Origin of the sequence: Larkinella terrae (assembly GCF_009668025.1) — a bacterium.
Taxonomy (GTDB): Bacteria; Bacteroidota; Bacteroidia; order Cytophagales; family Spirosomataceae; genus Larkinella; species Larkinella terrae.
In genome coordinates this window covers 575,662-588,394 of the sequence record NZ_WJXZ01000009.1, presented here as the reverse complement: position 1 = coordinate 588,394, position 12,733 = coordinate 575,662, and the positions used below count along the sequence as shown (strand labels likewise).

General features: G+C 50.2%; 13 protein-coding genes. 7 read left to right on the top strand and 6 right to left on the bottom strand.

Annotated features, from left to right (window positions below):
- Positions 1-97: 97 nt before the first annotated feature.
- The 6 genes from GJJ30_RS17015 to GJJ30_RS16990 form a co-directional block, all read right to left on the bottom strand.
- Entirely contained in the window at positions 98-619 is a 522-nt protein-coding gene (locus tag GJJ30_RS17015; protein ID WP_154176356.1) for a hypothetical protein, read from the bottom strand.
- 38 nt (positions 620-657) lie between these two features.
- A complete protein-coding gene (locus tag GJJ30_RS17010; protein WP_154176355.1) occupies positions 658-2,223 on the bottom strand; it encodes an FMN-binding glutamate synthase family protein in 1,566 nt (521 codons plus the stop codon).
- A gap of 104 nt (positions 2,224-2,327) precedes the next feature.
- Positions 2,328-3,566, bottom strand: coding sequence for a 3-phosphoshikimate 1-carboxyvinyltransferase (locus GJJ30_RS17005; RefSeq protein WP_154176354.1), 1,239 nt, complete (start codon positions 3,564-3,566; stop codon positions 2,328-2,330).
- Between the two features lie 184 nt (positions 3,567-3,750).
- Positions 3,751-4,344 carry a hypothetical protein gene (locus tag GJJ30_RS17000; protein WP_154176353.1) on the bottom strand — a complete coding sequence of 198 codons (594 nt, stop codon included), beginning with the start codon at positions 4,342-4,344 and terminating at the stop codon, positions 3,751-3,753.
- Positions 4,345-4,611: 267 nt separating this feature from the next.
- Positions 4,612-5,325 (bottom strand): DUF4139 domain-containing protein, encoded by a 714-nt coding sequence (locus tag GJJ30_RS16995; protein WP_154176352.1) that lies wholly within the window; start codon positions 5,323-5,325, stop codon positions 4,612-4,614.
- Entirely contained in the window at positions 5,246-5,782 is a 537-nt protein-coding gene (locus GJJ30_RS16990) for a DUF4140 domain-containing protein (protein WP_154176351.1), read from the bottom strand. The genes GJJ30_RS16995 and GJJ30_RS16990 overlap by 80 nt, the downstream gene beginning before the upstream one ends.
- A gap of 175 nt (positions 5,783-5,957) precedes the next feature.
- Between GJJ30_RS16990 and GJJ30_RS16985 the strand changes: the two genes are divergently transcribed.
- From GJJ30_RS16985 to GJJ30_RS16955, 7 genes are all read left to right on the top strand, one after another.
- Positions 5,958-7,028 carry an Ldh family oxidoreductase gene (locus tag GJJ30_RS16985; protein WP_154176350.1) on the top strand — a complete coding sequence of 357 codons (1,071 nt, stop codon included), beginning with the start codon at positions 5,958-5,960 and terminating at the stop codon, positions 7,026-7,028.
- A gap of 19 nt (positions 7,029-7,047) precedes the next feature.
- Entirely contained in the window at positions 7,048-7,989 is a 942-nt protein-coding gene (locus GJJ30_RS16980; RefSeq protein ID WP_154176349.1) for an EamA family transporter, read from the top strand.
- Between the two features lie 114 nt (positions 7,990-8,103).
- A complete protein-coding gene (mltG, locus tag GJJ30_RS16975; RefSeq protein WP_154176348.1) occupies positions 8,104-9,141 on the top strand; it encodes an endolytic transglycosylase MltG in 1,038 nt (345 codons plus the stop codon).
- Positions 9,142-9,233: 92 nt separating this feature from the next.
- Positions 9,234-9,653, top strand: a complete 420-nt coding sequence (locus GJJ30_RS16970) for an acyl-CoA thioesterase (RefSeq protein ID WP_154176347.1) — start codon at positions 9,234-9,236, stop codon at positions 9,651-9,653.
- A gap of 27 nt (positions 9,654-9,680) precedes the next feature.
- The gene (locus tag GJJ30_RS16965; RefSeq protein ID WP_154176346.1) at positions 9,681-10,610 is read left to right on the top strand and encodes a YihY/virulence factor BrkB family protein; all 930 of its coding nucleotides are present in this window, start codon (positions 9,681-9,683) and stop codon (positions 10,608-10,610) included.
- Between the two features lie 284 nt (positions 10,611-10,894).
- Positions 10,895-11,941, top strand: coding sequence for a glycosyltransferase family 2 protein (locus GJJ30_RS16960; RefSeq protein WP_154176345.1), 1,047 nt, complete (start codon positions 10,895-10,897; stop codon positions 11,939-11,941).
- Between the two features lie 112 nt (positions 11,942-12,053).
- Positions 12,054-12,677 (top strand): L-threonylcarbamoyladenylate synthase, encoded by a 624-nt coding sequence (locus tag GJJ30_RS16955; protein WP_154176344.1) that lies wholly within the window; start codon positions 12,054-12,056, stop codon positions 12,675-12,677.
- The last annotated feature ends 56 nt before the right edge of the window (positions 12,678-12,733 follow it).

The following is a 12,733-nucleotide window of genomic DNA, read 5'->3' as shown; positions in this document are numbered from 1 at the left end:
TACCACGCAAAGGTCAGGCTAATAAATCGGGCGGGAGATGATCAAAAGCGAAAAAAGACTATGATTTTAGTGATTTATTGTGAAAAAAATGATTGGATTAAGGAATAATTGCGTCTCCATACACCACACCCCAGGAAGTACGGTGAAGCAATAACACAAACTTATCACTAACTTTGCTCTTTTGGTTTGCGAAAAAATCGAATTTGCCTTCAGTCGTATGCAGCGTCATAAAATAGGCATCGGGGCTAGATTTGGGAGATTGTTCGATATTGATCACATATCCAGTCAGTTTGTAGTCTTCCGTTGGAGCTATCAAACAATAAAGCCGAATGATTGTAAATCGCAGAAAAAAGCCAAATAGTAAGGCACTTAGAAGAAATAAAATAATTTCTCCGATGCGGACTGCCCACAAATCGTCTTGGTTAAACTTCGATTTTATGTAACGCCAAACAAATAACATCCAAATAATAATTCCCGATATAATGCTAACTTTTATGTCAAAATCACCCAAGCTACAAAAATTGCCGGGGCAAGGTCTGACAGTAAAAAGCATGAGCGAACCAATCAGGGAAAGCCAGGTAACTTGCCTGAATGTCAACTTCTTTAATTGGAAGATCATTACTTTTTATTTATATTAATTTCTTAATATTAAGGTAGTTATGGCTTTTTGTTTTCGTGTTTATCGATGTAAGGACTATTTAATAAATCAGCAATCGACGTAAAGGGTACTTCATCTTTCCGATAGCCGTAGGCTTCGGCCAGCGTCTGAATCTTGTTGTTGTCGCCCATGGCCAGATCGACGTCTTTCATTGTAAACTGACAGGGATGTTCGTAGCCGGCAGCGTGGGAAATTTCCAGAATTTCTTTCGTTAGCGTTTTGATGTAATTGTAAAACCGCTCACTTTTCAGGGTCGGATCAATGCCGTTCTGTAACCACTTGTTCTGCGTGGCAACCCCCGACGGACAGCGGTTGGTGTGGCAGATTTGGGCCTGAATGCAGCCGATCGACAGCATGGCTTCGCGCCCCACGTTGATGAGGTCGGCACCCATGGCAAACGCCATCACCGCGGATTCGGGCAGGCCGAGTTTACCGGAAGCAATGAACGTGATGCGGTGAACCAGACCGCGCTTCTGGAAAATCCGGTAGATTTTCGAAAAACCGTATACGAACGGCAGCGAAACGTGATCGGCAAAGGAGGGAGGGGCCGCGCCGGTGCCGCCCTCGCCACCATCGATCGTGATAAAATCCGGGCCTTTACCGGTCTCCAGCATGTAATCGGCCAATTCTTTCCATAATTCCAGTTTCCCGACCGCCGACTTGATCCCCACCGGAAGACCGGTTTTTTCGGCCATCGCTTCAATGAAAGCCACCATTGAAGGAATATCGGAAAAAGCCGAGTGCGACGCCGGAGAAATGACATCTTTGCCCATCGGAACGTGCCGGATTTCGGAAATTTCGGCGGTAATTTTAGCCGCCGGAAGCACCCCGCCTTTGCCCGGTTTGGCACCCTGCGATAGCTTCAGTTCCAGCATCCGGACAAACGGATTGGTTTCAACGAGCTTCACCAGTTTTTCCATCACAAAATTGCCCTCATCGTCGCGAACGCCAAAATAGGAGGTGCCGATATTCACCACCACATCCGCGCCGAATTTGTGGTAGGATGACAAACCGCCTTCGCCGGTGTTGTGGTAACATCCGAATTTCAACGCGCCCTTGTTCATCGACTCGATGGCTTTCGCCGACAGCGACCCGAAGCTCATCCCGCTGATGTTGACAATCGAACGCGGGTGATAAGGCCGTCGACGTTTGTGAAATACGCCGATAACTTTGGCTGCCGGAGCAGTATATGGTTGACCGTAATTTGGATTGTCGGGCGAAAGTTTGAGCGGGAGCAGGGCAGGATTGATGAAAATATACCCGGCGCTCGTAATATCCTGATCGGTGCCAAAGCCCTGAAAATTGTTTTCCTGTTTCGACGACGAATAAATCCAGGCGCGTTGCTGGCGGTTGAACGGCAATTCTTCTCGGTTATTGGCCACGATGTACTGACGCAGTTCGGGCCCAAAACTTTCCAGAAAATACCGGAGGTTGCCGACAATGGGAAAGTTGTGTCGAATGGCGTGCTTTTTTTGGTTGATATCGTAAAGGGCTACCAGAGCCAGGCCAATTAAAATCCATCCCCACCAGGGGATGCTGCCAAGAGATGTCAGGACAAGTTCCAAAATAGGTATGGTTCAGTGAGTGGTGTAAATGTAAGTAATGATGCAAAAAAAACCGGTAGGTCCCGAAAGTCCTGCCGGTTTAAATCGAATTTTAATCAGGTCGGTTAGTCAATAAAATGAACACCGGCCACCCGCGCCATGTCGTCCCAGAACGACGGATATGACTTGGCCACGACGCCCGGTTCTTCAATAACCACTTCCCGGCGCATCGCTACGGGCGCAAACGCCATCGCCATGCGGTGATCGTCGTACGTTTCAAAAGTCGGTACAGAGTCAGAAACGCCGGTTTTCCGAACTTCGTATCGGGTATTTTTTTCTACTTCCACGAGTTCGGCTCCGATTTTCTGTAGTTCGGTCTGGAGTGCGAAAACGCGGTCGGTTTCTTTGATTTTCAGGCTTTCGATGCCGGTTAGGGTCAGCAGAATGCCTTTTAAGGCGCAGCAAACCGCGACGGTTTGGGCCAGATCGGGGCAGTTGGTAAAATCCCAGGCCAGCGACGATTCGGCCGGTTTTTTCGTCAAAATAACCCCTTTATCCGTAAACTTACTTTCGACGCCCAACGGTCGCATGATGTCCACTATGGCACTGTCGCCCTGCAGTGAGTCATCTTTTAAGCCCAGCAAGTCAATTTCCACCGATTCATCTTCCGCCAGTGCCACCATGCTAAACCAGTAACTTGCCCCTGACCAATCGGATTCGATCGCATAATCAGCGGGCGAATAGGGGGTTGCCGGAACAGTCAGAGTTTTGTTTTCCCAGTTGGCAACGGTCTGAACCCCAAAGTGTTCCATTTGCCGAAGGGTCATTTCAATGTACGGGCGCGAACCCACGTCGCCGGTCAGTTCGAGCGTCAGGCCGTCGGGCAGGAGGGGAGCCACCATCAGCAGGGCCGAGATGTATTGACTGCTCACATCCCCGCGAATCGCCAACCGGTTGGTTCCGTTCCGAAAAAAACCTTTGGTGGAAATGGGCGGAAAACCTTCGTTTTGCAAGTACTCAATGTCGGCACCCAACGCGCGCAGGGCATCGACCAGAATACCGATTGGTCGTTCGCACATGCGGGGCGTTCCTGTCAGCGTTTTGTATTGACCCGTTACCGCGAAATAGGCCGTCAAAAACCGCATGGTCGTTCCGGCATCCAGAACGTCGGCAATCGGATCTTCCGATTTCAGCAGCCGAATCATGGTTTGCGAATCACGAGCCGCCGAAACATTGTGCAACGTTCCGCGAAAACCGCTTAGGGCGTTGATAATCAGGGCGCGATTGCTCTCACTTTTTGAAGATGCCAAAGGTATGGTTGCCCGGACAGATCCGGCAGGTGGGGTCAAACGTACAGCGTTCAAATCAGAAAAGGATTGGTTAATTTTTCTGCAAAACTAATTAATTGAATGATGAATGATGGAGGATGAACGATGAAGATTGACAGAATATCGAACATTGAATAACGAATATCGAATATCAAATAAAACAATTGGAAGCCTTCGTTATTCGATATTCGTTATTCAATGTTCGATATTGTTTTGACTATCAATACGTTTCCAATACTTTCAATCGGTGGTTTTTGTTGATTTTGTATCGGGGAAAACTCACTTTGTAGCAAATGGCGCCCAGGGCAAGCAGGACGGCGGGGGCTTTCAGGGCGCGGGGATCGGCGGTGAGTTGCTTCTCCTGGCGCGATACGTTGACGACATCGGCTACAAAAAAGAGCACTCCGGCGATGGGAAACAGATACGTGCCTTCGGTGATGAACGGAATGTGGCGGTTGACGTACACTTTCTCAATCCGGTCGAGCCGGAAATGGACGGTTTCGGGTAGAAACGTATTCGGATCTTCGAGAATTAGTATTAGCGTCGAGTCGGTTACGCCGTAAACCGGTTCCTTGTATTTTTTGCCTTTGTACCGAAACTTAATTTCTTCATTCGGGAAATACCGGTAGCGTCGAAAACCGCCCAAACCCCCCATGATATCCAGCGCAATGTATTTCTGTCCCGGTTTGATCATCCCGAGATACGGCGATTTCTGCTTGATCATCAGCGAGTCCACAGTTAGCGTATCGCTCTGTGCCTGAACGGAGTGGATAAAAAGCAGGAAAATGACCGTAGTAAGCAGACGCTGAATCATATGCTATAAACAACAAAGCTGAAAAAATATACCCCGCGCAGGTTCTTAATTTTTTTACCGTAAAAAACGGGCCAACCGGTTGTAAAGACCAAAATAGGAACGCTTCGCAGGGTAAATCCGTACTTTTTTGCCGGAAATTGGTTGCAAAATCAGTTGAAGTTTTTTCTATTCCAGCTACAGTCCTTTGCAAAAGTCGATTCCAAAATAACCTGAAACCGGCAAGGTATCGAGGCTCGACGACCCTGCCGGTTTCAGAATTGCGGCTAGTTACTCGGCATTGACGAGTTGTTTTCCTTTTGGGTATTTGATGGTGTACCTAAACACCAACTCCCGGTTTTCACCCGGTTTCAAGGACAGATTCCAGGTCAGGCGACCGGTTTCGTTATTTCGCTCAGCACCGGCGCTGTCGTTCAGTTCTACTTCAATCCGATTGTCGGTCGAAACCGGGATCTGGTCGAACAGCGTCAGGTTCACTACTTCCGATTTGGTATTCCGAACGGTAATCTTGTAGGTATACGAATCGCGAATGGACGAACTCAGGCCCTTGCGGCTGCTGAAATCCTGCGTTTTTTCGCGTTTTATGATGATTTTTTTGTCACGACCCAAACCGACCGTCAGCGTATCTCCCGCCTGTTTCAAATCCACCCGCGATTCGCCGACGTAAGTGCCTTCAAAATAAGTTCGGGCGTCACCCGTCAGCAGATTCAATTTTTCCCAGCCGGAAAGCGTCGCAATCAGAAATGCATCCTGGTCGACTTTGGGCGTGGCCGTGTAGCGGTAGGTGGCAGGTACTTCGCCGGTTTGAATATCGACCACCTGCGGACGGTTATTCGACAGAATGGTGTACGGAATGGAAATCTCAAAATTGACGCCCGTCGGCTGTTCCGAAGCCTGCGTAAAATTAGCCGTGGTGGCCAGATCGGCGGCTGGCGCGGCAGCGGATTCGTTGGCGGCTGCCCCCGCGTCCGCTTTTTTCATCATCGCCGACCGGGGTTGGGCGGGCGCCAGTCCCCACTTTCTGGTTGGCCAGCACCATTTTTTTCTCGTTATCGAGCACTTCTTTCTGCAGGTTCAAAACATCAAAGGTATCGCGGGCAATCCGGAGCGAATCCTCCAGCCTTTGCAGGGAAACCGGTTTCGGCACTTTCGTCAGAAAATTGGTGCGGAACTGAACACCCTGAATCACGGCCTCGCCCCGGTCTGAACTGACTTTGCCGCTCACCTGAATACTCTGCGGATCAGTTTGTGCCGAGGCATTGTCGATAATCACCCGCGTAACGCCCGGATTGATCGTCGCCCGCGCCTGAGCGTTGATTTGGGCGCGGTTCAGAAAAACCGTTACGTGCTGGATTTTCGAGCTGATCCGCTGTTCGTCGTCCTGCGCCCGGGCAGTCATCATCAACAACAAAGCGGCAATAAATATGGGAACTGTTTTCATGGTACGGCGTATAAAAAAGCGTTTTCGAGAATATAGATTCCGGTTGTGACGGTTTCGTTTAGTCTGTCGGCTATTTTTGCGAAAAAAACAGTCCACTATTCGGCTTCGATTTAGTGAATTGTCCGTTAAAACCGTTCGGCCGCGTGCAAATATTCGGCCTGATTCCACCAAACAAATGATTCCAGTTCTCCAAGTTAAAGACTTTACCCGGCAGATTTTTCTGAAAATTGGCTTTTCCGAAGCAGACGCTGACCTGGCCACCACGGTTTTGGTTCAGGCCGACCTGCGGGGTGTCGATTCCCACGGCGTGGCGCGTCTGGCGGGCTACGTCCGGCTGTTCGATCACGGTCGGCTGAATCCGACGCCCAACATTCAGGTAGTTCACGAAACACCGTCGACGGCGGTGGTCGATGGTGACCGGGGCGTGGGCCTGGTTGTCGGCCCGAAAGCTATGCAGATTGCCATTGAAAAAGCGCGGATTGCCGGAACCGGCTGGGTGGCCGTCCGAAATTCCAACCACTTCGGCATTGCCGGTTACCACGCCATGCTGGCCCTCGAAAACGATATGATCGGCCTGACGATGACCAACGCGGCTCCGCTCGTAGCACCGACGTTTTCGCTCGATAAGTTGCTGGGAACCAATCCCATTGCCGTGGCGGTTCCAGCCCTGACGCAGCCGCCCTTTGTGGCCGATTTTGCCTCGACGGCGGTGGCTTACGGCAAGATGGAAATTTTGCAGCGCAAGGGTCAGGACGCGCCCCTGGGCTGGGCGCAGGACGCAATGGGTCAACCATCAACGGATTCCAATCCCATCAAAAACGGCGGAGCTTTACTGCCGTTGGGTTCCGATCGTGAACATGGCAGCCACAAAGGGTACGGTTTGGGCGCAATTGTCGATATTTTCTCCGGCGTTTTGTCGGGAGCCAATTACGGACCGTGGGTGCCGCCCTTCGCCACAGCCGGTTTTATGGCCGCTAAAGAAGGCGTTGGGGCCGGGACCGGTCACTTCTTCGGTGCAATGCGCGTAGACGCCTTCCGGCCCGCCGATGAGTTCAAGCAACACATGGACAACTGGATTGGGGCCTTCCGCACCGCCCGGGCGGTGGAGGGCAAGCAGGTGCTGATTCCCGGCGATCCCGAACGCGAAATGGAAGCAGAGCGTGAAGCAAACGGATTGCCGCTGATCGAACCGGTTATTCAGAGTTTGCGGGACCTCGCGGAACGGTTTGGGCTAAAATGGGTTTAGAGTAGGAAACGACCGCTCTATGAAGGAACAACCCAAACCCATACTGGTTTTCCTGGCATTTGCCGCCATTTACATCATTTGGGGATCGACGTACCTGGCCGCGCTGTTTGGACTGGCGACAATCCCGCCGTTTCTGATGTCGGGCATGCGGTTTTTTACCGCTGGCGTATTATTGTTTGGCTGGAACCTGACGCAGGGCAAAATCAACCTGACCGCGCAGGTATTAGGCCGAAACGCCTTGAGCGGAATTCTGATGTTGTTTGGCGGAACGGTTTCGGTCATTTGGGCCGAGCAGCACATTCCGTCCGGGCTGGCAGCTATTTTGGTAACCTCGCTGCCGTTCTGGTTTGTCCTGCTGGACCGTCGCCAGTGGCCGACTTATTTTTCAAACTGGATGATTCCCTTGGGCCTGGTCATCGGTTTTGCGGGAGTGGTTTTGCTGGTGATTCAGCCGGGAAAAACCGCTTCGGCGCTGCCATCGACCGGGAAATTCTGGATCAGTGTGGCGGTTTTACTGGTCGGCGGCATTTTTTGGACCCTCGGTTCACTCTACGCAAAATACAAACCGTCGTCCTCATCAACCCTGCTGAACGGTAGCTTGCAGCTCATTTCGGCGGGCTTGTTCTGTGGTTTGGTTAGCCTGATTGCCGGTGAACTGAGCGGTTTTGAGCTGGCGCGGGTTACGACGAAATCCTGGCTGGGGCTGATTTACATGATCGTCATGGGGTCCATCATTACCTACCTGGCGTATTTGTGGTTGCTGAAAGTCCGGCCACCGGCGATTGTCAGCACGTATGCCTACGTGAATCCGGTGATTGCGGTTTTGCTGGGCTGGCTGTTTGCCAACGAGTCGATTTCGGGGCGTCAATTGGTGGCGCTGGCGGTTATTCTGATGGGCGTTCTGCTGGTCAATCTGCCCAATTACAAAGGCATTCAAAAACCGGTGCGGGCAAAACCCTGAAACGCTATTATAGAACCGCCTTCCTTGCTACATTTGCAGTCAAAAAATTATTGACCATAGACGATTGACCATCGTCCGTTGTCAATCGTCTATGGTCAATCGTCCAACTCATTTATGTCCCGTACGTTTGTAATTGCGATTCTGATTATCGTATCGGTTTTATTATCCACGCTTTCGTTTTATGCGTGGCAGATATTTAAAACGCCCAATCTGCAGGTCGGAGAAAACGACAAGGATTTCGAGTTATTCATTCCGCGCGGAGCTACCTTCGAAACCGTCATGGATTCACTTAACGCTCACCAGGTGGTGAATGATAAGATGTCGTTCCGATTTCTGGCCCGCTTCATGAAATACACCGAAAACGTTAAAAATGGCCGGTATGTCATCACAAAGAAGATGAGCAACCAGGAAGCTATCCGGAAACTCCGCTCGGGCGCCCAGGACCCCATGAAGCTGACTTTCAACAATATCCGGCTGAAAGATGAGCTGATTTCCAAACTGGGCGCCAAATTTGAATTCGGACCAAAGGCCCTGGACAGTTTGTTGAAAGATCCGCAGGTATGTGCGCATTACGGTTTTGATACAACCACCATCATGTGCATGTTTTTGCCCAACACCTACGAGTTTTTCTGGACCACCAGCGCCACCAATTTTCTGGACCGGATGGGCAAGGAATACAAGAAATTCTGGACGCCGGAGCGGCAGCAAAAAGCGAAAGACATGGGACTGACCCAGACGCAGGTACAGACGCTGGCATCCATTGTGGAGTCGGAAAGCAAGGCGAACGACGAAAAACCGCGCGTGGCCGGTGTATACCTGAATCGATTGAATAAGGGCATGCTGCTCGAAGCCGATCCGACGCTGGTTTTTGCCCTTCGTGATTTCACGATCCGGCGCGTCCTGAACGTCCACAAGCAGATCGATTCGCCTTATAACACCTACCGGTTTAAAGGCTTGCCGCCCGGCCCGATCAACCTGCCGACGCTGAGTTCGATCGATGCGGTTTTGAACCACGAAAATCACGAGTACCTGTATTTTGTGGCGCGTCCCGATTTTTCCGGCCATCACACCTTCGCCAAAACCTACGAAGAACACATCAACAACGCCCGGATCTACCACGCGGAGTTGAACAAGCGAGGGATTATGAAATAAAGTAGAATAAAGAGGTGAGACAAGAGAGTAAAGACTTTTCAGTTACAGTTATTCTTTTCTCTCTTATCTCACCTCTCTTGTCTTACAGAAAAATGTTTCAATACGAAGTTCCGCCCATTCGCGTTCGTTATGCCGACACCGATCAGATGGGGTATGTTTATTACGGCAATTATGCCCGCTACTACGAAATCGGGCGGGTGGAGGCCCTGCGGAGTCTGGGGTTTCATTACAAGGAAATGGAAGCGTCGGGGGTGATGATGCCCGTTTACGAAAACCGCTCGCGGTATTTGCGTCCGGCCCGCTACGACGACATGCTGACGATTCGGGTTACGATTCCGGAACGCCCCGGTGTTCGCATCATTTTTCACTACGACATTTACAACCAGCATGGCGAACACCTGAATACCGGCGAAACCACGCTGGTTTTCATGCAGGCAGCCACGGGGCGACTGACCAAATCGCCCGCTGAACTCAACGAAAAACTGAAACCTTTTTTTGAAACAGCGGTTTAAATTTTCGTCTAGTAACGCTACGTCATTATGTTGGAAAAATTGATGCGGTACAATGCCGTTCAGCGCGCAATCATCTTCCTGCAAAAACACCGGGCCTTCGATTCCCCGCAAAACTGGTTCGACTTTTTACGACAATTTATTCCCCGGGTCACCGACAATGACACCAGCGAACGGGCGGCTTCGGCGGCCTATAGCCTCATTCTGGCGGTTTTTCCGGCAGTAATCTTTCTGTTCACGCTGATACCGCTGATTCCAATTCCGGACCTCGAAGATCAGGTGATGGATTTTTTCTCCCAGGTGTTGCCCGCATCGACCTACGAAACCGTTAAAACGACGATTTACGACATCATCAGCCGACCGCGCGGCAACGTGCTGTCGTTCGGTTTTATTCTGGCTTTGTATGCGGCAACAAACGGAATTCTTTCGCTGATGATGGCCTTCAATTCGTCGCACACCATTGGCCGACGCGGTTTTTTCAAAACCCGTCTGATTGCCTTCGGCTTGACAATCATGCTGGCGATTGCCCTGTTTCTGGCCATTGCGGTGCTGGTGATCGGGGGTCTGATCACCGATTATTTGCAGCATATCCGGATTCTGGACAACATCGTGGTGACAACGATGCTGAGTGCGGGACGTTATCTCGTCGTTTTTGCGGTATTTGTTGCGGCTATTTCGGTCATTTACAAATTTGGCCCCGACATCGACAAACAGTGGAAATTTTTCAATCCGGGGAGCATTCTGGCTTCCGTACTGATTGTGCTGACCACCTACGGTTTTTCGTTTTACGTCTCCAACTTCGGGTCTTACAATAAACTTTACGGTTCCATCGGAACACTGATCGTACTCATGATCTGGATCAACCTGGTCTGTTTATTATTGATCGTCGGTTTCGATATGAACGTGGTGCTATACAAAAGGCAGGGCGATAAAAATGCGCTGAAGGCCGTAAAACAATAAATGCTCCCCAAACCGTTTAGAGAGCATTTACAATAACCCTAACCCAAAAATCAGAGGCCAAGCTCTCGGCAAAGGCCCTGACTGTTTCTTGCTGGTAATTAGAATAAAAACCGTGCCAGAACTGACTTTATTTACTTTTCGGTTTTATCAGTTACATACTTCCGGGTTCGTCCCAACTACGCCGTTCGCTAAAAAACGTTGTATTTTTCGATTGGATAATCCATACTATTGTCCTATAAAGGGTCATCGCTCTTTGTCTGATTAATCCTATCTTCATCATCAGTATGGCTGAAATTCCATTCGTGGCACCACCTGGTTTGCTGGCTGATTATCTGTCGTCCATCCGACCACTGGTAACCGTTATTTGCATTAGCTACAACCATGAACGGTTTATTACCGCATCCATTCAATCCGTTCTGAACCAGACTTATCCCATGATCGAGCTGATCGTTATTGACAACAATAGCAGCGATCAGTCGGCGGCCCGGGTGGAAGAATTGAAGCAACTGCATCCGAAAATTCAGTTCATCCGAAATACCGAAAATATTGGAAATTGCCGGGCTTTTAATCAGGGACTGAAACTGGCAAAGGGGCGCTACGTTATTGATCTATCGGCCGATGATTTATTACATCCCGAACGGATTGCGAGGCAGGTCGCCGGTTTTGACCGACTGGCGGGCGATTATGCAGTTATCTTCAGCAATGCGGCCTTTATTGACGAAACCGGGAAGCTGACCGGCTACCATTTTCCCGTCGGTGCAGCGGGCCAGGCGACGGTCGATGTGCCGTCGGGCTGGGTTTTCAAGGAAATTCTCGCGTCGTATTTTGTCTCGACTCCCACCATGATGATGCGGAAAGATGTACTGGAAAGTCTGGGCGGCTACGACGAGTCACTGAGCTACGAGGACTTTGATTTCTGGGTGCGGACGGCCCGGAATTACCGGTATCATTACCAGGATGAAGTGTTGACGAGCAAGCGGATTGTTCGAAAGTCGCTTTCCAGTCAGTTTCAGGACCGGAACAGTTCATTACTTAGTTCAACGCTGAAAGTCTGTTACAAAGCGTTCGACCAGTGCCAGTCTTCCGACGAATACCACGCCCTGGCCAGCCGGATCCGGTGGTTTATCCGGCAGTGCTTTTACGCCGAGCAGTTCGAGCTCGCGTTCCGGTTTAAGGAGTTACTCGAATTCATGGAAAAACCGGATTTTCAGACGGTTTTTATCCTCCGCCTTTGCAAATGGCACGTTCCAATAAACGGTTTATACCGGCGCTATGCCCAATGGCAGCAAAACCGCCAGATGAGCCAGGGCGATGTTCGAATGATGGTCTGACAAACAACTGATTCCCGATTCTCCTGATTTTCTTCTTTCAATCGGCCGAAGAAAGCGGTTATTTGCAACCAAATTGCCACAGGTTAGTTTAGCAGATAACTAATTGAATTGTATGTCAGCCGAGTTTCTACGGATTCACCCCGATACCCCCGAAGAGCGCAAAATCCGCCACGTTGTCGATGTTCTGCGCGACGGCGGAGTCATCATTTATCCAACCGATACGATTTACGGGCTGGGTTGCGACATTCACAACACCCGCGCCATTGAGCGAATTGCCCGCATCAAAGGCATCAAACCGCAGAAGAATGATTTCTCATTCATTTGCCACGATTTAAGTCATATTTCCGATTACGCCCGCGTTGGCAATCAGGCGTTTAAGTTAATGAAGCGGCTGTTGCCGGGGCCTTACACCTTTATTCTGGATGTGAGTCACCGGGTTCCGAAAATTTTGCACACCAACAAACGAACGGTCGGCATCCGGGTTCCGGATCACAACATTCCCCGCGGGATCGTGAAAGAACTCGGTAATCCCATCATTACCACCACAATCAAAGACATCGAGGACGATATTGTGCCGTACATCACCGATCCGGAAATTATCTTCGAGCGGTTTCAGCATCTGGTCGATATCGTAATCGACGGCGGCATCGGCGGCAATGTTCCTTCGACAATTATTGATGCTACCACCGACGACTTCGACGTGGTTCGGCAGGGATTGGGTATACTGGAAGAATAGGCGGTTTTTTCCGGACTATCCAAAATTGCTCACTCATTTTTTTGCAATTACTGTTC

What these genes read in the sequence shown, in the direction of transcription:
- GJJ30_RS17015 (WP_154176356.1), bottom strand. Translation starts at nt 619, where the DNA reads ATGATCTTCCAATTAAAGAAGTTGACATTCAGGCAAGTTACCTGGCTT.
- GJJ30_RS17000 (WP_154176353.1), bottom strand. Translation starts at nt 4,344, where the DNA reads ATGATTCAGCGTCTGCTTACTACGGTCATTTTCCTGCTTTTTATCCAC.
- GJJ30_RS16995 (WP_154176352.1), bottom strand. Translation starts at nt 5,325, where the DNA reads ATGATGAAAAAAGCGGACGCGGGGGCAGCCGCCAACGAATCCGCTGCC.
- GJJ30_RS16990 (WP_154176351.1), bottom strand. Translation starts at nt 5,782, where the DNA reads ATGAAAACAGTTCCCATATTTATTGCCGCTTTGTTGTTGATGATGACT.
- GJJ30_RS16985 (WP_154176350.1), top strand. Translation starts at nt 5,958, where the DNA reads ATGATTCCAGTTCTCCAAGTTAAAGACTTTACCCGGCAGATTTTTCTG.
- GJJ30_RS16980 (WP_154176349.1), top strand. Translation starts at nt 7,048, where the DNA reads ATGAAGGAACAACCCAAACCCATACTGGTTTTCCTGGCATTTGCCGCC.
- mltG (WP_154176348.1), top strand. Translation starts at nt 8,104, where the DNA reads ATGTCCCGTACGTTTGTAATTGCGATTCTGATTATCGTATCGGTTTTA.
- GJJ30_RS16970 (WP_154176347.1), top strand. Translation starts at nt 9,234, where the DNA reads ATGTTTCAATACGAAGTTCCGCCCATTCGCGTTCGTTATGCCGACACC.
- GJJ30_RS16965 (WP_154176346.1), top strand. Translation starts at nt 9,681, where the DNA reads ATGTTGGAAAAATTGATGCGGTACAATGCCGTTCAGCGCGCAATCATC.
- GJJ30_RS16960 (WP_154176345.1), top strand. Translation starts at nt 10,895, where the DNA reads ATGGCTGAAATTCCATTCGTGGCACCACCTGGTTTGCTGGCTGATTAT.
- GJJ30_RS16955 (WP_154176344.1), top strand. Translation starts at nt 12,054, where the DNA reads ATGTCAGCCGAGTTTCTACGGATTCACCCCGATACCCCCGAAGAGCGC.